The organism is Alteromonas sp. MB-3u-76, assembly GCF_002831605.1.
GTDB classification, from domain to species: domain Bacteria; phylum Pseudomonadota; class Gammaproteobacteria; order Enterobacterales; family Alteromonadaceae; genus Alteromonas; species Alteromonas hispanica.
On record NZ_CP025115.1, the window covers coordinates 330099 to 350561 of the forward strand.

General features: G+C 40.3%; 13 protein-coding genes. 12 read left to right on the forward strand and 1 reads right to left on the reverse strand.

Annotation, left to right across the window (positions count from 1 at the left end; all coding sequences use genetic code 11):
* The first annotated feature begins 129 nt into the window (after positions 1-129).
* From hsdR to CW735_RS01460, 7 genes are all read left to right on the forward strand, one after another.
* Positions 130-3582, forward strand: a complete 3453-nt coding sequence (gene hsdR, locus CW735_RS01430; RefSeq protein WP_100970777.1) for a type I restriction-modification system endonuclease — start codon at positions 130-132, stop codon at positions 3580-3582.
* A gap of 38 nt (positions 3583-3620) precedes the next feature.
* The gene (locus CW735_RS01435) at positions 3621-5129 is read left to right on the forward strand and encodes a class I SAM-dependent DNA methyltransferase (RefSeq protein WP_100970778.1); all 1509 of its coding nucleotides are present in this window, start codon (positions 3621-3623) and stop codon (positions 5127-5129) included.
* Positions 5126-6418 (forward strand): restriction endonuclease subunit S, encoded by a 1293-nt coding sequence (locus tag CW735_RS01440; protein WP_100970779.1) that lies wholly within the window; start codon positions 5126-5128, stop codon positions 6416-6418. Before CW735_RS01435 ends, CW735_RS01440 begins: the two co-directional genes overlap by 4 nt.
* Positions 6415-8166 (forward strand): AAA family ATPase, encoded by a 1752-nt coding sequence (locus CW735_RS01445; protein ID WP_100970780.1) that lies wholly within the window; start codon positions 6415-6417, stop codon positions 8164-8166. The genes CW735_RS01440 and CW735_RS01445 overlap by 4 nt, the downstream gene beginning before the upstream one ends.
* Positions 8166-9254: a hypothetical protein gene (locus CW735_RS01450; protein ID WP_100970781.1), complete on the forward strand. Its 1089-nt coding sequence runs from the start codon at positions 8166-8168 to the stop codon at positions 9252-9254. Before CW735_RS01445 ends, CW735_RS01450 begins: the two co-directional genes overlap by 1 nt.
* Positions 9255-9259: 5 nt before the next feature.
* The gene (locus CW735_RS01455; protein WP_100970782.1) at positions 9260-10174 is read left to right on the forward strand and encodes a COG2958 family protein; all 915 of its coding nucleotides are present in this window, start codon (positions 9260-9262) and stop codon (positions 10172-10174) included.
* A gap of 357 nt (positions 10175-10531) precedes the next feature.
* Entirely contained in the window at positions 10532-10792 is a 261-nt protein-coding gene (locus tag CW735_RS01460) for a hypothetical protein (RefSeq protein ID WP_100970783.1), read from the forward strand.
* A 387-nt stretch (positions 10793-11179) separates the two neighbouring features.
* On the opposite strand, the gene CW735_RS01470 is transcribed toward CW735_RS01460, so the two are convergent.
* Positions 11180-11827, reverse strand: a complete 648-nt coding sequence (locus CW735_RS01470) for a hypothetical protein (RefSeq protein ID WP_232368342.1) — start codon at positions 11825-11827, stop codon at positions 11180-11182.
* A 1139-nt stretch (positions 11828-12966) separates the two neighbouring features.
* Here CW735_RS01470 and CW735_RS01480 point away from each other — a divergent pair.
* From CW735_RS01480 to CW735_RS01500, 5 genes are all read left to right on the forward strand, one after another.
* Positions 12967-13335 (forward strand): hypothetical protein, encoded by a 369-nt coding sequence (locus CW735_RS01480; protein WP_100973146.1) that lies wholly within the window; start codon positions 12967-12969, stop codon positions 13333-13335.
* Between the two features lie 348 nt (positions 13336-13683).
* The gene (locus CW735_RS01485; protein WP_100970787.1) at positions 13684-14976 is read left to right on the forward strand and encodes a hypothetical protein; all 1293 of its coding nucleotides are present in this window, start codon (positions 13684-13686) and stop codon (positions 14974-14976) included.
* A 278-nt stretch (positions 14977-15254) separates the two neighbouring features.
* Positions 15255-17402, forward strand: coding sequence for a hypothetical protein (locus CW735_RS01490; RefSeq protein ID WP_100970788.1), 2148 nt, complete (start codon positions 15255-15257; stop codon positions 17400-17402).
* Entirely contained in the window at positions 17399-17779 is a 381-nt protein-coding gene (locus tag CW735_RS01495) for a hypothetical protein (RefSeq protein WP_100970789.1), read from the forward strand. The genes CW735_RS01490 and CW735_RS01495 overlap by 4 nt, the downstream gene beginning before the upstream one ends.
* Positions 17779-20268, forward strand: a complete 2490-nt coding sequence (locus tag CW735_RS01500; protein ID WP_100970790.1) for an Hsp70 family protein — start codon at positions 17779-17781, stop codon at positions 20266-20268. Before CW735_RS01495 ends, CW735_RS01500 begins: the two co-directional genes overlap by 1 nt.
* Positions 20269-20463 lie beyond the last annotated feature (195 nt).

Here is a 20463-nt window from a genome sequence, read left to right on the forward strand (position 1 = left end):
TGAATAAAAGTAATGCTAACTTGCGGATATAATTATTAAATTCGAACACACTGTATTCAGTAAAATCTTAATCAAGATTAAACTTTAGTATATAGTGTGAGCAGTAGATGAGTAGACAAGGAAAGTTGTATGGTATTCACAAGCAATTTTGAGTTTCTTAAAGCACACGCAGTTTGGTTTTATAACCTTGCAGCAAGTGCTGAGCGCAACTTCTCCTCTGATCCTAATACAACACTTATCAAAATGCGCCAACTCGGCGAAGCCATTGCTCAGAATATTGCAGCCCGTGTGGGCGTTGAGTATGGCAACGATATCAAGCAAGTAGATTTACTTCGCGATATAGATTACTCACTTAGATTAGATGACAACGTTCGAGACGCTTTTCATACATTAAGAAAGTTAGGGAATACAGCAACCCACGAGTTTGATAGTAGCAGCCACCGCGACGCCCTGAAGTCGATGATGGTAGGTCACGCGCTTTCCATGTGGTTTCACACCACATTTGGAGGAGACAAGGCCAAAGGCTTTAAAGTTTCCAAGTTTGTAAAACCTGAAGATCCCTCCGCTTATGTTAGAGAAATAGAAGAGCAATTAGAACAACTCAAGATTGAATCTCAACGCACATCAGACCGCATAAAAGTTGCTGAAAAGCTTAGTCAAATTGAGCATGAAAAAGCCGAGGCTGAGCGCCTTCGTGCAGAGCGAATGGCGGAAGAGCGTGAGATATGGGAACAATTGGCGCATGAGCAAGAAGAGGCGCTTGCCAACTATCGCGCTGAAGTTGAGCGTGAAAATAAAGACAACTTTGACCATTTTAAAGCGCAACCTAAAGAGCAGCAGGCCGCTGAGCTTCAGCGCATCGAAAAATCTCACTTTGAAATGGATGAGGCGGAAACCCGTGTCATCATTGACCAGCAACTTATTGATGCAGGCTGGGAAGCTGATACAGAGAATTTACGCTATTCTAAAGGCGCTCGCCCAGAACCCAATAAAAACCGTGCTATTGCAGAGTGGCCCACAGATTCTGGGCCTGCTGATTACGCACTCTTTATCGGCACAACGCTGGTGGCTGTCGTCGAAGCAAAGAAAAATGCCAGGAATGTATATGGCGCTATCGACCAGGCCAAACGTTATGCAAAAGGTATTGCATCGTTAACTGATGATATTGAAGTGACAGAATACGGCGAATTCAAAGTACCGCTTACATTCGCAACCAATGGCCGCGCGTATTTAAAACAACTGGAGCAAGAAAGCGGAATATGGTTTTTAGACGTTCGCGATACCACTAATCGCCGCAAAGCGTTGAAAGGCTGGTACTCCCCTCAAGAAATCAAAACGTATTTGCGCCAAACACCCCAAAAAGCCAACGCGCAACTAGATGACATGGGCTTTGAGTACGAACTTCAGTTACGTGACTATCAGAAGCAGGCCATTCTCAGCGTAGAGCAGGCCATTAAAGATGAGAAAGAGCGTGCGCTTGTAGCGATGGCAACCGGAACAGGTAAAACAAAAACCTGTATTGCGCTGGTATACCGTCTTCTAAAAGCCGAACGTTTTCGCCGAATCCTGTTTCTGGTAGACCGAAGTGCGTTGGGCGTTCAGGCTACCGTCGATTTTGGTGAAGTGCGTATGGAAAATCTCAATACGTTTGCAGATACCTTTGACGTACTGGGAATGGAGCCAGAGAAAAATCCAAAACCAACGCCTGATGACGACACAAAAGTACACGTAGCTACAGTACAAGGTTTGGTTAAGCGTATTATGTATCCGTCAGAAGATGCAACTAAGCCAGGAGTAGGGCAGTATGACTGCATTGTTGTGGATGAGTGCCACCGTGGTTACCTGTTAGACCGAGAGCTGAGTGAAACAGAAGTAAAGTTTAGAGACCAGCAAGATTATGTTTCGAAATATCGCGCCGTAATAGACTACTTCGATGCATTTAAAATTGGGTTAACAGCAACGCCTGCCATACATACTACCGATATCTTTGGCGACCCTGTATTCTCTTATAGCTATACCGAAGCGGTAATTGATGGCTATCTGGTTGACCATCTACCTCCTGTAAGAATTCATACCAAACTCAACACCGATGGTATTCACTACAATGTGAATGAAGAAGTGCAGGTTTACGACCCACAAACCAATCAACTTGAACTCATTCACACACCCGATGAACTCGACTTTGATGTTGCACAGTTCAACAGAAAAGTAATAGCGCCAGAGTTTACCAAGGCGATAGCGAAGTGGCTGATAGAAAGTGATTCAATCGACCCTTATTCTCAGGAAAAAACTCTCATCTTTTGTGTAACCGACAAACATGCTGATGAGATGGTAGAGGCGCTTAAAGACGCGTGTGAGCATTATCATGGGGCAGTTGACGATGACGCTATCATGAAAATAACAGGTGCATCCGATAAACCTCTCCAGCTTATCAGGCGTTATAAGAATGACCGTCTCCCTAATATTGTAGTCACGGTAGACCTGCTGACTACCGGAGTGGACGTACCCTCCATCTGCAACCTTGTGTTCATGCGCCGCGTGAACAGTCGTATTCTTTACGAACAGATGTTAGGCCGTGCTACGCGTCGCTGTGACGACATCGCTAAAGAGCGGTTTCGAATCTACGATGCTGTAGACATATACAAGCAGCTCGAAAAAGTGAACACCATGAAGCCCGTGGTCACGAACGTAGACATTACCTTTAGCAAACTAGAAAGCGAGATTAAAGAGGGTAAAGACAGCAAACTTCAGGAACTCGCGAAAGACCAGTTTTTGAGTAAGCTTCAAAGTAAGAAGCGCTACCTTACTGAAACCCAGCAAAGCGAATTCGAACGCATTGTTGGAAAGCCGCCTCAGGAGTTTGCTCAAGAGTTAAAAGCAAAGCCTGTGCAGGAAGTAGCAGACTGGTTTTTAAATAACCCAGGCTTAGGCGAGCTGCTCGATATGAAAGTAAAGGGCACGGGTGGTTTTAATCGTATCGTGGTATCTGAACACGAAGACGAGGTGCTCGATACCTCAACAGGCTATGGCAGCGGCCAGAAGCCAGAAGACTACCTAACCGCCTTTAACGACTTCGTTAATGCCAATAGCAACAGAATGGTTGCTATACAAACAGTTATCCAGCGCCCGTGGGAACTGACCCGTGAAAGCTTAAAACAATTAGCATTAGAGCTTGAAAAAAACGAGTTTAGAGAAGAAGATCTCAAGGCGGCATGGAAGGAAGTGCGAAATGAAGATATCGCTGCCAGAATCATTGGTTACATTCGCCAGGCCGCAATAGGTGAAGCCCTTATCCCATACGAAGAACGAGTAGATAGAGCATTAGATAGAATACTTGCAAGCCAGCCGTGGAAAACACCGCAGCGGGACTGGTTAAGCACCATTGCCAAACAAATGAAAGCTAACATCATCGTTGATGAAGCGAACTTGAATGAAGGTATTTTCAAGCAACGACTTGGTGGCATCAATCGCGCCAACAAACTCTTCGACCAGCCTATCACTGACATCCTCGCCCAGTTTAATCGAGCATTGTGGGTAAACGATGACGACGGCGGTTACACAGATGATAAAGCAACAGCCTGATTGCAGGTTGTGCAACGAACAAAATAAGAGACAGTAGCATGAGTACACAAGATTTAATCAGCAAGTTATGGAACCTTTGTCACGTCTTGCGCGACGACGGCGTAACTTACCACGAGTACCTGAACGAACTTACTTACCTAATCTTCCTGAAAATGGTTGAAGAAACAGGGCAAGATAACCTCATTCCTGAGAATTATCGCTGGAGCGATATTGAAAACTTCAATGCAGCGACACGTTTAGAAGAATACAAAAAGCTACTTATTCACCTCGGTTCACATGGCTCGTTAATTACAAAAGCGATTTTTGCTGATGCAGCAACATGTATTCGTAAACCAGCAACACTAAATAAGTTGGTAACCGAAATCGACAAGCTAGACTGGTACTCAGCCAAAGTAGAAGGTTTGGGCGATATGTACGAAGGCTTGCTGGAAATCAATGCGAGTGAGAAGAAGTCGGGCGCAGGCCAATACTTCACGCCAAGGGTACTTATCGATGCTATGGTAGAGCTAATGCGCCCAACGCTAGATGATGTTGTGGTAGACCCAACAGCTGGCACAGGCGGGTTTATCATCGCCGCGCATAAATATTTAGAAGAACACAACGACATCTCAAGCCTATCGGAAACTGCATACGACAAGTACCAGCATAAAACCTTCTTCGGGATGGAATTAGTACCCGACACGCGCCGCTTGGCAATGATGAACCTAATGCTGCACGACTTAGCGATTGACGATGACAATGCAGGTGTACTTTACGGCGATACTTTATCAAACGAAGGTAAAGCTTTACCTAAAGCATCATTGATTCTGGCAAACCCTCCGTTTGGCACAAAACAGGGCGGAGGCGTGCCTACCCGTGACGACTTGGTACATTACACTAGTAATAAGCAGTTAGCCTTTCTTCATGCCATGTACCAAACCATGCTTAAACCTGGTGGGCGAGTAGCAGTAGTGCTACCTGATAACGTATTGTTTGAAGGCTCTACAGGCCGCAAGATACGTAACGATTTGATGGAAAAATGTAACCTGCATACCATCCTTCGCTTGCCGACAGGTATCTTCTACGCGGCGGGTGTAAAAACAAATGTGCTGTTTTTCGATAAGCCCAAAGATGTGAATCAAGACACAGGCAATACTAAAAACGTATGGGTTTACGATATGCGAGCAAACATGCCGCAGTTTGGCAAACGTACCGTGTTAACCAAAGCCCATTTCGATGAATTTTATGAGGCAGTAGGTAGCGACCTTACTCAGATTGATGAGGCGCAACGACAAGCCTTTATCGACAATCATCAAAACGGCAGTGATGTGGGTGATGTAGATACCTGCCGCCTCCGTAAATTCACTCGCGAAGAAATTGCAGCAAAGGAAGACTCACTGGATTTGGCTTGGATTCGTGATGATAGCGTAGAAGATGCTTCTAAACTTCCTGAACCAGATGTGCTGATTAATGAGGCGATTGAAGAACTGGCGGGTGCGATTACCGATTTACAGTCGGTTTTGGTTGAGCTGGATGTGGCAGAGGCTTCGGAAGAGGTCGTGCTATGAGTGAATTGCCTAAAGGATGGGAGTCCAAACAACTAAAGGAGCTTTTTTCATTTGTTCTGGGTGGTGATTGGGGGAAAGACTCTGAATATCCTGATGCTGACTTTGAGACTGTTTATTGTATCCGAGGGACTGAGTTTCGTAACTGGAAGAAAGAGAAAGGTCTAACGAGTGTTGAAAGAAAGGTTAAAAGTAGCAGTGTCGAAAAAAGGAAACTGCAAGAAGGCGATATACTAATTGAAATCTCTGGTGGAGGCCCTGACCAACCCGTTGGTCGAACTATATTGATCGACGAACAAGCACTCAACGTTCACGAAAATACGCCTCTTGTATGTACGAACTTTATTCGCTTGGCAAGGCCGCAAGATTCAGTTTCATCAAGGTATTTAAATTACTACCTTCAATCATTTTATTTAAGTGGTGAGGTTACTAAGTACCAAGGTGGCAGCAACAATTTACGCAATTTGAAGTTCAAAGAGTATGAAAAAATAGAAGTTCCAATAGCTCCGTTAGAAGAGCAAAAACGCATCGCAGACAAACTCGATAGCGTGCTCGCGAAAGTCGAAGCCGCCCAGGCCCGCCTTGATAAAATTCCCGCCATCTTAAAACGCTTCCGCCAGTCTGTGCTTGCAGCTGCTACTTCTGGGGAATTGACGAAGGAGTGGAGAGCTAATAAAGATTTCGGGAAAGTGGTATGTATAGGAGATCTTACTAGTGACATTAAATACGGTACATCGAAAAAGTGCGATTACGATAATGAATTGACCCCTGTTTTACGAATTCCAAACATATCAAATGGTGGTGTTGACCCTAACGATATGAAGTATGCGAAATTTGACGACAAGGAGTTTGAGAAACTTAGCCTAAAAACTGGGGATATACTTGTTATCCGGTCAAACGGGAGCGTAGACCTTGTAGGCAAATCTGCTTTAGTTTCAGAAGAGTATGAAGGGTATTTATATGCTGGGTATCTGATACGGTTGCGTCTCCCACATTACGATTACGCTCTACCAGCATATATCGATATGGCTTTAAAAAGTCCGCAGGTGAGGAAAGTCATAGAGTTAAATGCCCGTTCCACATCGGGAGTTAACAATATTAATAGTAAAGAGTTGGCGTCACTTTCCTTTCCTTTACCTGATGTTCAAGAGCAGAAGGAAATTATTACTAAGGTTTCAGAGCTATTTGGACAAGCTGAAAAAATGGAAAGAAAGTATCTATCAGGAAAAGCTAGTTTGGACGTCTTAACACAATCAATCTTGTCAAAAGCATTTAGTGGTAAACTTTCATGAGGCTGAAAACTTTAGAACTTGTTGGGAAATTTAAATCTATAGTTGGAACCAACGATAGGCCATTTTTTTATAAGTTTTTAAAGACTAAAAAAGGTTTTAATCCTCTTTGTTTAGTTGGCTTGAATGGTTCAGGTAAATCTAATTTTATAGAATTAATAGCTGATATATTCAATTACGCAGATCGCTTTTATAATCAACAATTCCTATCAAGAAATGAGTTAAACTATAACTTTTCATTGACCTACAACATTGAATGTGAGGGTTTAGAAGTTGATGTTTGCTTACGTTGTAGAGAGGGATACTTATTTCTTGATTATGATGAAAAGCAAGTATCTGTTTCAAATCCTCATGAACTACTTCCAAGAAATATCATTGCGTATTCTTCTGGACAGAATCAGGGGCTAAGTTCAGTTTTTGCTAAGAACCAATTTCAGTATTTTGATTTGATAAGACGCCAAGGCGTATTTTTCAGAGAGTATACTGCAAAACGTAATGTGGCTTTAGAGAGAGCCTCTGTTGATAGCGATGCAGAAAGCGAAGAAATGTGGACTGAGCTATCTCAATATGTAAAAGGGAAGCTTGAGTCCTGGGGAAACCTGTTTGAAGTGCCAAGGTTTGCTCGCAATGACGAAGAATACTATCTTCAAATACCAGATGAACCTTTGGAAGCTAAAGAGCTAAATCTGCCAATAGGTCTCTTTACCGATCATTCATTGAATAATTTAATATTTGTCTATTTGATGGTTTGCCAGGGTATCAATAAAGAAAAGTCTGACTCCTTCAAGAAATTTGTGAAAAAGGAGACAAAAATTTATGGAGTCAGTAGTTTTGAGATCGACTTAAGATTAAGTGAATATCGAGACTTCGAAAAAGTAGGAAGTATAGTAGATAGACTAATTGAGCTAAGTGTTGATTCCCAAAAAAATTCGAAAGAAAAGACTTCTCTTAAATTTAACTCTGAGACATTGAATGGAAGGCTTACTTTTCATATCAACGACGACTTCTACGACAGTTTTAGTAGATTGTATCTCGATGAAAGCTATTTCTTCGAGCATTTGATTTCATTACACCATCTTGTCGCTAAAAGATGGAGTCATGATGAAAAGCGCGTTTTAAAGTTAGATCATCATGAGCGAAATGTTCCAAATCTATCTGGTGGATTAATGCCAATCAGATTTACTAACATAAAAATAAGGTATGGTGTTAATGAAATCGAAAGTACCTACGATAGGGTGAGTGATGGAGAGCACCAGCTTATTCAAATTATAGGAAGCTTATTAGTTTTTTCTTCCGAGCAAACATTGTTTATTTTAGATGAGCCAGAAAGCCATTTTAATCCTGAGTGGCGAACAGAGTTTCTAGACCTTATTGAGAAGTATGTCGACACTTCTAAGATGGAGTTGCTGATATCGACACATTCACCTTTTCTATTATCAGCTTGTGAATCAAACAGAGTTCTCTGTTTTAAGAAAAATGACAACCATGAGGTAGAAATCGACTCTCTTGAATTACAGACCTACGGAGCCGCTTTTGATGCGCTGTTGACGTCCGTTTTTGACATGGACGTTTTAATCTCACAAAAGCCACTCAATGAAATTCGACGACGGCTAAAAGATTATGATGAGGGCATAACTGACGCTGCGGCTACATTAAAAGAATTAGAGAAGTTCGGCGAGTCTTTTGAATTGAATTATAGGATAAATAAGCTGAAGCAAGAGCTACAAAAGCAAGGAGAGCGAAATAGCTGATGTTATGGGGTGTAGAGAAACCAAAAAATTCAGGACTGTATTGGCTAGATATAGTTTACAAGAACTTTTACACGAAGCTTTTTGAAAATACTGATTTTGAGGATTGTTTCTGTGAAGAGTTTCATTATGTTCTAGCTGAAAGTGCAAAAACAAACACCATGTTTACTGCTGTGTATGCTGAATATCATCAATTGGATGATTTATTACAACAAGAAGTGCAAAGCATATTTGCTAACCATATGGATTATAAACAGTGTTTTTCTTCGACAGATATTATTATTAAAACGCCAAGCGCTGGACTATCCAATTTCTGGAAAAACGTTAAGAGCTTAGCGACTTATTTATATTCGACAACTATTGGATTAGTTTGCTTTCATAATGCGTGTAAGGAAGAAGCTGACATAGATGTCCATTATCAAGAGTATAAAGATCTTAATGGGATTGTCTGTTGCTTTTGTGGCACTGAAGAAATGATGGAGGAGAGAGAAATTGAGCCTGAGGATGGGGCTTGTTCTACTGAAGAAAAGCAATGGAGAGCTTCTTATGACCATTACCTACCTAAGAAACTATATCCATTTCTTTCCGTTGATTTTGACAATTTAATTCCTTGTTGCCAAAAATGTAATGAAAAGGCTAAGGGAGAAGTAGATGTGCTAACTGCAAATGGTGTAAGGACATTAGCGTTTTATCCGTATGAAGATGAGCGTACAGTTAAGCTTGAGGCTTCTCTAGTTCGAATTGATGAAAAGCTCGATATGTCCGTTAATATAATAAATATTGACGATGAGTTACATTTAAAGGCAATAAGTTGGAATAGGGTTTTTAAGGTTATCCCTAGAGTTAACAAAAGATTAAAAAACTTCAACCGCTCTTGGTTGGCTCCACTTTTTAATGGTGTTACTAGGGTTGATGATATTCGAGAAGTTTTAAGGAAAGAAATCGCTCGTTGTGACAAAGTAATGAAGGATGAACGCGAAGCTTTTTTCAAAAGTCTATGCTTTAGTGAAGTTGCGAGAAAAAAAGATGAAGAGATTCAAGCACTTATGCACACAGTTCAAGAGGTCTATTCAGGAAGAAGTTTAGGATAAAAGTAATGATTAGTCGTCCGAAGATGATTATTGACACATTAAAAGACAATAAGGATAAAAAATTCACTGCAAGAGAGCTTGCTAAGCTTTTTGTGGAGCGCTATCCCGACGAGTTAGCTAAAAAGAGAAGCAATCCTCGATACGATTCGGAAGACAAATTTATTGCACAACTTGCTGCTGAAATTGGCGGCGAAAGGACATTGCGAGCAAAGCAACAGTGTCCGAACGTTTCAACTCGTGAGAAGCCGCGCCCTCGATTGTATTATTGGAATGATGACCCAACTGTCACTTTTGAAGAAAACGATGATCAGGAAAAAGAGCTACAAAGCTCCGAACCTAGTTTTTTAGAGCATGATCTTTATCCGATGCTAATTGAATTTCTCAACAAAGACATGGGGTTATATTGTCAGCGCATTGATGAAAGGCGTTCCGTTAACACACAGGGGAGCGGAGGAAATCATTGGCTTCACCCAGACATAGTTGCATTAGAGCCACTTGACCAGCTGTGGAATGAGTCTGTTAGAACTTGTGTTCGACATGGTAATGATAAGTCAGTAAGGCTGTGGTCTTTCGAAGTTAAAAAAGAGCTGACGAGAGGTAATGTACGTAAATGCTTTTTCCAAGCGGTATCAAATTCAAGTTGGGCTAATTATGGATATCTAGTTGCTACTTCCATGGCTACAGGTGTAGAGCCAGAGTTGCAGATGTTGTGTTCTTTGCATGGTATCGGTGTGTTACTGCTTGATATTGAAGATCTCTACAATAGCCAAATTCTTATTCCTGCAAAAGAGAAAATGAATGTTGATTGGTTGTCTGCAAACAGAATTGTCGCTGAAAATATCGACTTCAAAAATTACATAGAACAAGTCGGGATTTATCATCAAACTGGGAAATTAATCCTTAGTGCCTGGAACAAATGAAAAAATAACTGATAGTTCTCGCAGCGCGAACATATAGTTGTCTGAGGCAATAACAAAATACAACAGGGTGCTCAAACATCACTTCGTAAACTGCCAACCCGCGAATTTCCTAGAATCCGCAACGTGATTGGATGCCAACGAAGGTCTCCGGCTGCTTACAAAGCTTTTTAGCAGTGAAGGGCTAGCGCTAGGCTCGCTAGTTGATATGTCAGCACGAATGTGTTGTCTGGCTTATCTGATGATCGGCAGAGCAAAGAAAATAGAAAGCAGACGTTCTTATGTCTGCTTTTTTCTTTTGTGCGAAAAATTTCCCTCTGGCAAGCCTAGATATCTTTAGGACTAACGAAGGATATCAACATGAAGATCACGAAAGAAATAGCTTTTAACACACTCATTAAATTTTCAAAAAATAGCATGTCGTTAGGGTATATATTCCTCGCGTTTGCACTGTTTCCATTTTGGCATGAGATAGTCGCTGTATTGCTAGATTGGAAGCCTGCTGCTGAAGCTGACTTTGAGTTAAATAAGTATTTTTACTACAACTGTGTGTGTATTGCTGCATCGTTATTTTTCGCTCTGTCAGCAGGTATTGTTCTGCGGTTTATGACAGACGAATAAAGCGATTTTACTGACGGGCATTCTATGCCCGTTTTCTTGTTCCACGAAAGTTACCATTCGTCGTTCTTAGTTACTTATGCGGGTCATAAGCAACTTAGGAGGACAAATGACTAAGCAGCAACAACTAGTAATCATTGCATTAGACATGATTACTAAATTTTTGATGAGTATCGGGGACGTAGTATTTGTTATTTGGATATTTCAAATAATAACTGGGTTTGAGCCACACAGCACCTATCCGTTCGTGGGGATTAAAGGGGCGTTATATATACTTCTAATATATCTATTCGCTCTCGCAATCTACCTACAAGAGAAACGGCTTCGTAAAAAACTTCATCAATAAATATTAAGAGCACCGCAAGGTGCTCTTTTTCTTCCGACAATAGCTTATCGATAAAATGTCTGTTCTATTGGGTCAATAAATTTTGTTCTATAGATGATTTTTTCTTGAAGTTTGTTGGCATCATCACTACTCAGCAAAGGCTGTTTTGTTTTACGATCATAACGATGAGGCATCTCCTCAAACAGCTGTTTGTGAAAGCGTTGTGTGTCGTTATTAATCTTTTGAGAGCAAGGAATAATGAAGACTTTATCGTAAAGTCTATTTTCACCTAGCATTGCATCACGCAATTTCAGTAACGTTTTTTCGTGTTGCTGCTTCCGCTTAAATGACGCTTCTAGTTCAACAGCCGCCACCTCGCCATTGGCTAGCTGTACCAGCGCATCGACATTTTTTATGTTTGATGAACTGTGAATACGCTTAAATTCAAGTTCAGTTAAATAGCCATCCCAAAGAGGTTTTGGGGTGCCATCCTTTGTTTGATTTTGCAATCCTAGGCTTAGTACAAAACTCATAATAGAGTCGTGCATAATTGCATTTTGATTCACTTGGGTGATTGGCTCTTGTGCGGAGCGGAAAGGGATGTCTATCCGCATCAAGTCTGACGCAAACCTAGCACCTGAATGAGTTAGTACATATATGCGCCCATCTGCTGCCCTGTCTGTTTCTGCAATTGATAGAAATCCTTCTTTCACTATTCTATTTAGAGACTCCAAAACTTTGTGCCGCTTAATCTGCCATATTGCTTCACATGTAATGGCAGATACAAAACTATGCCTAGCGGCGAGCAGTAACGCTAAATACTTTTTTTGCCGTCCTCTAAGAACGGGATTCGTACTTTTGTGAAATCTCATATCAAGGTTGAAGTATTTTTGGTGTTCGGTGTCTAGGGAAGGTGTATTAGTGTTCATCATTGCGTTCCTTGTGTATTAATTGAGAAACTACAAAGGAACAGCTAACGCAAAATTTAAGTGTTTAAGGATTTCTTTCGGGTTTTTGGCTGGGAGTTTCTTAAACTCTCATGCACCCATTGCGGCTCCCTGTTTATAACCCACCTGAAAAAAGAAAGCTCACAACGTTTGTTGTGAGCGAAACGCTTATAGTGCCCGCCGCTGCTGATGTTGACGTTCGTCAACGCAGCGACTCTACGACGCATTCGCGTCTAGCACCAACGCTTAAGGCGCATGTTCTCGTGCTGCGCACTACCCCCCATTTTTCCACTCATATCTATGTATTTCATACACAGCTATTCGTTGCGCTAGCGTTGCTTGCGGCAAGGGGTTTGATTCATAGCGCTTTCGCCCTATTCATCAAATTTTGCTAGGGCAAAACAAAATAGGGGGTAGTTCGCAACTGCGAACATGCGCCAGCTTCAAAAGAAAATGTGCTTCGCAATTGTCTTTCTGCGCGAGCTATTGAGTTGTTTCACAACTGTTTTTTTTGCACGCAAACTTTTAGTTTTGTGCTATCACTTTGCTTTGCAACTGGCAATTGATGCTTTTCAAGCTTAATCAGATTTTATTTAAAAAATTTTTTTGAGGGAGAATATTCATGTCGAGTCTGGCTTCTTAAGTAGAGGCCGCAAACTTTAACTAGTAAAACTATGATTAGGAAAAAGGTATGAACTAAAAATGTAACAGGGTTTCAGCAACTGAGAGCTGACTAGTTTTGCGTGGCGGCTAACGCTCTATGAACGAAGACTCGACATCTTTACTTTACCAATGAATTGCAATACCACCGCTATGCTGATGGACGTAAAAAGGAAAGGGTTTGCATTAAAGGTATTTTTCATTAACGTAATTCTGTGCTGATTAAAAAACACGAGGACAGCACAATGTCATTACTAAGTTATCAATTATTCGGACACTGCTCAGAAAGCAGTGAAGAGGCTAATACTTCAGCTCTCGATGAGAGCGACTACGATGCGCCTGGAGTTAACGAAGCAACTGGATTACCGCTTTTACCTAGTGGGCTAAAAGGCTGCCCTGGTGCTATCGACGTAGAAGGAAACCCACGCGGCACTGATATGTTAGACCACCTAGGTGTGGATACCACGCTCGATATTTGTTCTATGGATACTGATGTGATCGGTGGATGTGATATCCACTCTGACACCGACTGGATGACAGACACAACGTCTATTGATAATGGTTTTGACGATTTTGGAATTAACGACCTGTCAGGGTTAGACGGAGATTGGTAGATGACTGTATTTCAATTAGCCTTACTGCTGTTATTGCTGCTAGTGGCTTTGGCTATATTGCTAATACCTTCTTTTGAGCGGTTAGTGGAAAAATATATGAAGACTGATTCGTAGCGAAACTTTTTTGTCCTTGAATGTTCAGCCTGTGTCGAGTCGCTTTTATAAAAGGTAAGGACACAGTGGGATTGGTTATAGTTTGAAGTATTGCAGACGTTGGCACATTGATAAACAAGTGAAAAAATCATTTCATATTCTTTACTATTGATAAAACAGAATATGTTTTTTCAGGGGAAACGAATGTTACTATGAAGTTTAAATAATTAGCTATTAATCATTTAGGAGGCTTAGTTGGCATCTCCATTATCTGATCTCGATGAACTTGTTTTAAAGTGTCGGGATCAAAAAGCTAAAAGTTATATAAAAGAAGCTGTTGACTGCTATAAAGCTGGTGCTTTCCGTTCTGCAATCGTATCAACGTGGATTGCTGTGTCTTTTGATATTTTAGATAAATTAAAAGAGTTATCCCTTGCTGGAGATAAAGAAGCTGAAAAGCAAATTGATGTCTTTGAGAAAGCAAGGAGAATCGGTGATATTGCAAATTCTTTAAAGTTTGAAAGAGACATATTGACGGTTTGCAGGGATAAACTTGAGTTGATCTCTCAAGTAGAGTTTATTGATTTAGAACGGCTACAAGAGGATCGGAATAGATGTGCTCACCCATCGATGACTGCTGACGGAGAGGTTTTTAATCCATCTGCTGAATTGGCGAGAATGCACGTGAGGTCAGCTGTTGAGCATTTGCTTCAATATCCTCCTGCACAAGGTAAATATGCTCTAGATTCACTTAGCTCAGAAGTCGAATCTGAATATTTTCCAACAGATATTAAAAAGGCTGTAGTCGCATTCGAAAGTAGCCCGTTGAACAAAGCAAGAGATAGCCTTGTGAGGAACTTCACTGTTGTGCTACTGAAAAAACTGATTAATGATCCCAAGGATTATAAAGAGATATACAGGCTATCTACTGCTCTTAACGCTGTAGGTGTTATTCATAGAGATATATATAGAAATACTCTATCTGAGAAGCTATCGCATATTTTGCGAGCATTGGAGGCTGAGAAGCTTGATAGAATAATCCCATTAATAAGTTACGTCGAAGATAGCTGGCATCATTTGCAAGCGGATGTTAGACAAAAGTTCCAGTCCTACGTTGAAAATCTACCCAAAGATAAGCTCGAAAACATTGATGTATTTCTATCAATTAAAGATCTAAAAAGTTTCGCTGAAAAGCGACTACGAAGAGCTACTAGGGCAGAGCTAGATGAACCGTTATTTTTCATTGTTCCTTCCCAGGTAAGCGATCGAATTATAGAGTTATATTCCGAATCTCGAAGATATGAACAAGCAAATAATTTTGCCTCTACCGTCATAAGGTACGCGGGTGATTACAGCAAAGAGCAGATACAGAAATTAATAATCGCATGTGGGGAAAATGATCAAATTGAGAATAGCTTTGAGATTGGATCAGTAATCAATGCACTAAGAAAAAACGAGACTGTGACTGATGAAAAGATAGATGAGTGGCTACAGGAAGCGGATCTAAACAAGTTTACTAAAGTTAAAGATGATGACAACTATGGTTAAAAAAACGGTACTAGCGGACAATCTTTCAGCGACGCTTTAAAATTGCCGAAGAGCGCGCTTTTAGCTATTGGAATCATTCTTCGAAATTATCAGAAAGTGTTAAACGCAATACAGCGAGAACAACAATTAATCAGTAGAAGGTAACCTTCCCTATATTGAACGATTTAGCTTTACCTGTATCGTCTGCCTCTGAACCTTATTCCGAATTAAGAGGTGTTGAATAGCAGAATATTATGATACTTTAGTATAAGTATGAAGGATGAATATGTAGGATTTCAATGGACGAAGAAGTAATCGAGTTAATCGATATTGCTCGACAACATTATCACGATGGCAATGATGAACTAGCCAAATTAACCGCAGAAAAAGCAGTTGAACTCGACCCAGAGGAACCAAATGGCTGGTGGTTTCTCACTCTTGCTCAGTATGAACTGGAAGATTTCTCGGGTGCCGCAACAAGTGCACAAACTTTACTCTCACTAGCACCTGATTTCGCTAATGGCTGGGCCAAATACGCATTGATACTTCAACATCTCTATGATGACGAGCTTGATGAAGATGCAATCGATGCGTATGAGCAAGCTTTCAAATGCGACCCCTCTCATTCATCAACAATTTTTACTTTAGAGCGTCTCTATAGAAAATTAGACGATAAAGAGAAATCAGAAGATGAGATAAAGGTTTTGCAAACTATTAAGGAGATGGAGGGGTTGACCCCAAATCAACTTAATCGCCTTGGCATACTTCACTATCAAAACAAAAATTATTTTCAGGCTATAAATGCCTGGGAACAAAATTTGAATTCACCAGATGGTGCCAGCCTTTTCAACCTTGGCCTTGCTTTTAACAACCCAGAAGTATCCCAGGACGTTGATGCAATTGATGTTTGGAGAATTGCAATTGAACGAAACGTAATGGTAGATAGGTCTAAAGAGAATATCGAAAAACTGTTACCAAGATTACTAGACCTGGCAGAAAATGCTAAAAATGAATGTGAAACTGTTTTAGAAAAAGAGCTTTACTATGATGTCTATTTGAATCCATTTATGCTTCTCAATTACTCTGGGTTTGTGGATGTTGAAGGTGAATTTGACTTTAAAAAGGCTCAGAAACTCCGTAAGCACTTGTTGCAAGAAATTTCACTAGAGGACGGTAAAGTTTACTGGCTTGGTGATATAGAAATATCCAAGTCAGCCGCGATAGGGCTTTGTGACGAATTATATGATGAAAAAAAGCGCTATTATCACTCTTTAGTTTTTAACAACAAACCTCTCCTTGATTTCCTTTCAACGGGAAACCACAAGCATTTTTGCGTCGATCAAAATGACTCACCTACAGAGTTGATAAAAGTCCTTGATGAACAAGACTCTGGGTTTAAAGCATGGCTGAGTAAGTATTTCAGTGCTCAATTTGACAGGGTTCTATCTAGAGCGATCAAGAAAAAATCATTTACGATTGTAGAAGTATTGCTAGATGGACGGCGATGGGTAACGGTAGAAGATAGCGAGCATTGCTTTAAGTCAGCCAAAAGAGAATTAGAGTTTTTAGCTGAGGAGCTTGATGCGTTAGTCGATAAATCGAAATCGCAAAAGGTTAGCTACAAAGAAGTCGAGAAATATCTGAAAAATAATGGCCTCTTAAGCTTACTAAATCTCATGCCCTCATTCTTCTGGGAACAACAAGACCATGTTGTAAGTAACATTAGAGATATCGCAATCTCTACATTCAATTTGCACGGTGATGCTGAGTTATCAAAGAAGATCATCGAAATGACGCACTTGTTCGATTTCAAATCTGGAATGTTTAAGCAAAAAATTGAGCAAGATATTGACGCGATAAATAAAATTATTGAGGAAAAAAAGAAAGACGAAGTGCACCTTGAATTTGATTCTGGTTCAAAATTTTCTATTACTGAAAGTGAAATTAAGAGAGATTCAAAGCGTATTGCAACTAAAGATCTAGTGTCCCTGAGATGGGGAGGTTTAAATACACGAACTGCATCTGGAGTAGAAACCAACTCTCTATTCGTATTTAAGTCAAACAAAGGTGAAGTAATCACCGTCAATTACTCCTTTCAGCATAATAGCCCACGTGCCGAACTGGATAAAGAATTGGTTGATGATTTGAATAATGCTCTGTTCGCTTATCTTTTACCAGTTGTGATGTCTAATATTTCGTCTCAATTGGAAAAAGGAGCTTCAATTAAGATTGGACATATTACCCTAACGCCAAAAGGTATTGAGTTCGAGAGTGGTTGGTTCGTGTTCTCAAAAACAAACTTCATTCAATGGTCGGATTATGAAGTTAAGGCTGAGAATGGCGAAGTAATAGTTTTCAGTAAGAGGGGGGGCGCAAAGACATCTCTTGTTTTAAGGGATGTTGATAATGCATTCATGCTCTTGCTTATAGGGAAAGATCGAACATGATTTTAGATAACAAAAACATATCTGTAGACAAAAAAATAATCACAATTTTAAATCAACTTTTTGAGATAGAAAGAAAGTCAAAAGAAAATGGTCATCTCGATAAGATCGCCAGAAATATCGAACGAATAAAATCTGCACTAATTCAAGATAATCAAAGCGGAGAAATTTTCTATGAAGATCCGACAGGTGAAGAATATTCAGAGACAAGAAATGACCTTGAAGTACACATCGTCGGCGAGAATACACAGGATTTGATTGTCGTGGATGTCATTAAACCAATAATCCGTTATGGCAATAGACAGCTAGGCTTAACGCAGGTTATTCAGCGTGGCCTCGTTTCAGTTACATCAAAAGAAAACATCAAGGATGAAAAATAATGTCAAAAACAATAGATTTCGGGATAGATCTGGGAACCACTAATTCTCTGATTGCAAAATTTAGTGGCGGTAAAGTTCAAGTTTTTAAAAACCCTAGGGGCCATAAAGAAGGTCTTCCATCTATTGTTGGTTTTAGAAAAGACAAAATTCTCGTTGGTGACAAAGCTAGAGATTTTTCAGCTAAAGATCCTAAAAATGTTAAGTCTCGATTCAAACGTAAGATGGGTACATCTGAAACTTTTAAAATAGAATCCATTAAGGCCTCTAAAACCCCAGAGGAGCTTTCATCGTTCGTACTGAAAGAATTAAAAGGATTTGTACAGTCAGGTGAGAATGTTGAATCAGCAGTGATAACCATCCCAGCTTCATTCGATACTATCCAGTCTAACGCTACCAAAGAAGCTGGAAAACTAGCAGGCTTAAAAGAAATTATACTTCTTCAAGAACCGATTGCTGCTAGCTTGGCATATGCAAATAAAGACAATTCAATCGATCTTAAGAATAGTCAGTGGATTGTTTATGATTTAGGTGGTGGTACTTTTGATGTGGCACTTGTAAAAATTGTTGAGGGTGAGCTTACTGTGGTTGATCACGAAGGTGATAACTACTTTGGAGGAACAGATCTGGATTCATTGATTGTCGAGAAGATTGTCGCTCCTCATATCGAGACTCTGGGCCGATTTGATAACTTTCTAGCGGAATTAAAAAGCGCTTCAGGCAAACATGAAAAAAGTTGGTACAGGCTGCTAGATGCTTGCGAAAACGCAAAGATTGAACTCTCTACAGACATGTCAACTGAAATTGAATTTGAACTGGAAGACGATGATGGTGAAGAGGTTGAAGGGGTTGTAACTGTCACCCGTTCTCAATTTGAATCTTTAATTAAGGAAAAAATTGAAAGCACTGCAACAATGTTGAAGCAGATCTTAACTCGCCAGTCTCTTCAGCCTAGTGATTTAGAGTTTGTGTTGATGGTGGGTGGCTCTACTTACATACCTTATGTTCGAAGCTTAATTGAAGAGCTAATGAACATACCTGTAAATACCGATATTGACCCTACAAATGCTATTGCCATCGGTTCAGCATTTTATGCTGGAGGCTGCCAAAAATCAGAAACCAATGCTTCATCAGAAAAAACTGGCAGTAATTCCTCTATAAAGGTAAAAGCAACGTATGTGACCAGCACTCAAGATGAGGAAGAAATATTTGCTGCTAAGGTTGTTGGTGACTTCGAGGACTATACTTACCGAATCCATAGTGTAGACGGATCTTTCGATTCCGGCACAAAACCTCTTACTGCTCGTATAAATGAAGAATTACCGCTTAGGAAAGGTGAATTCAATATATTCTCATTCACTATCTTGGATTCAACTGGCAATACCGTTCCACATTCACACGAACAGATTCAAATTGCACAAGGTCGTTACAGTGTCGCAGGCCAAGTTCTTCCAGAAGAGTTGAGTTTGGTTAAGGACGATCTTGCTTCTAGTGATACAGTCTTAGACAAGATATTTGAACGTAATTGTATTCTACCAACGAGAGCAACACGAACAGTTGAAGTTGCCAAAACTATAGTGAAAGGTTCAAATGATTTGCCATTAAAGATAATGATGGTTGAGGGAGACTCTAATAATCACTTTTTGAGCAATAAACCTATTGGTACGCTAGAAGTAGATGGGCATCAGTTAACGAAGGATTTGCTGAAAGGTACAGAGATCGATATCACTTTCGAGATTTCCACTTCGAGAGACCTAACTGTATCTGCTTATTTTAACGGTACAGGGCAAGAGTTTTCTCAAATCTTTAATCCGACGAAACGTGATGTTTCTCCAAAGCAGTTGGGTTCAGACATTATTAAATTAGAAGAAACCATCCTCTCTGAGCAGGAGTCAGCATCGGATAATATAGAGACCGAAAAAGAGTTGGCAGCAGTACAAAGAGAGGTTCAAGAGCTGTTACTAGAAACAGGAAATTTATCTGAAGACTCTATAACTGATGATAAGTTTAAACTTGAAGATAAAAAGCGAAATGTGGCACAGAAGCTTCATCAAATTACATCGAGAAAGCGACTTGAGAGCTGCAAACAAGAGTATAAAGAGGTTAAGGAACTTGTAACAGGAATCGTCCACGAAGCGGGCAATGATCAAGAGAAGCATCGTTTGAAAGACATTGTTCGAAGAGAAGAGGTGTTCCTAAATTCAAATAGTTATTCAACCATCGAGAGCGCGATCAGTGAGTTAACCTCGATTCAAAACACGATACTGTTCCGCACCCCTGCATTTTTGGTCAACGTATTCGAGCATTTGGTAGATAACAGAGTTTCTATGAACGATCAGCTTCAAGCCAATTCACTTATAGAAACTGGTAAAAGTTTAATCCAAAGCGAACAATGGAGCGACTTAGGTCTCGTAAACGCCAGGCTGTGGGATTTAATGCCACAAGACGAGCAAAGCGTTGATCAAACAAAATTTGTAACGGGAATAATCTAGAATATTGGTCAAATCGAAGAGAGGCATCTGCCTCTCTTATTAAACTTACATTGGCGACTGTTTTTTATCAAAATCAGAAATTAACAGCGATGTTATTACCAATAGAAAAGTGTGACGATTTTTTGCTTTGTCACAGTGTTTTGTCACAGGGAAGCGGCGCTACAGGCCGCTAAAATCAATAGGTAGCATCGTTAC

Coding starts and splice junctions, on each gene's coding strand:
- hsdR (WP_100970777.1), top strand. CDS start 130: ATGGTATTCACAAGCAATTTTGAGTTTCTTAAAGCACACGCAGTTTGG.
- CW735_RS01435 (WP_100970778.1), top strand. CDS start 3,621: ATGAGTACACAAGATTTAATCAGCAAGTTATGGAACCTTTGTCACGTC.
- CW735_RS01490 (WP_100970788.1), top strand. CDS start 15,255: ATGGACGAAGAAGTAATCGAGTTAATCGATATTGCTCGACAACATTAT.
- CW735_RS01480 (WP_100973146.1), top strand. CDS start 12,967: ATGTCATTACTAAGTTATCAATTATTCGGACACTGCTCAGAAAGCAGT.
- CW735_RS01450 (WP_100970781.1), top strand. CDS start 8,166: ATGTTATGGGGTGTAGAGAAACCAAAAAATTCAGGACTGTATTGGCTA.
- CW735_RS01455 (WP_100970782.1), top strand. CDS start 9,260: ATGATTAGTCGTCCGAAGATGATTATTGACACATTAAAAGACAATAAG.
- CW735_RS01500 (WP_100970790.1), top strand. CDS start 17,779: ATGTCAAAAACAATAGATTTCGGGATAGATCTGGGAACCACTAATTCT.
- CW735_RS01440 (WP_100970779.1), top strand. CDS start 5,126: ATGAGTGAATTGCCTAAAGGATGGGAGTCCAAACAACTAAAGGAGCTT.
- CW735_RS01460 (WP_100970783.1), top strand. CDS start 10,532: ATGAAGATCACGAAAGAAATAGCTTTTAACACACTCATTAAATTTTCA.
- CW735_RS01445 (WP_100970780.1), top strand. CDS start 6,415: ATGAGGCTGAAAACTTTAGAACTTGTTGGGAAATTTAAATCTATAGTT.
- CW735_RS01495 (WP_100970789.1), top strand. CDS start 17,399: ATGATTTTAGATAACAAAAACATATCTGTAGACAAAAAAATAATCACA.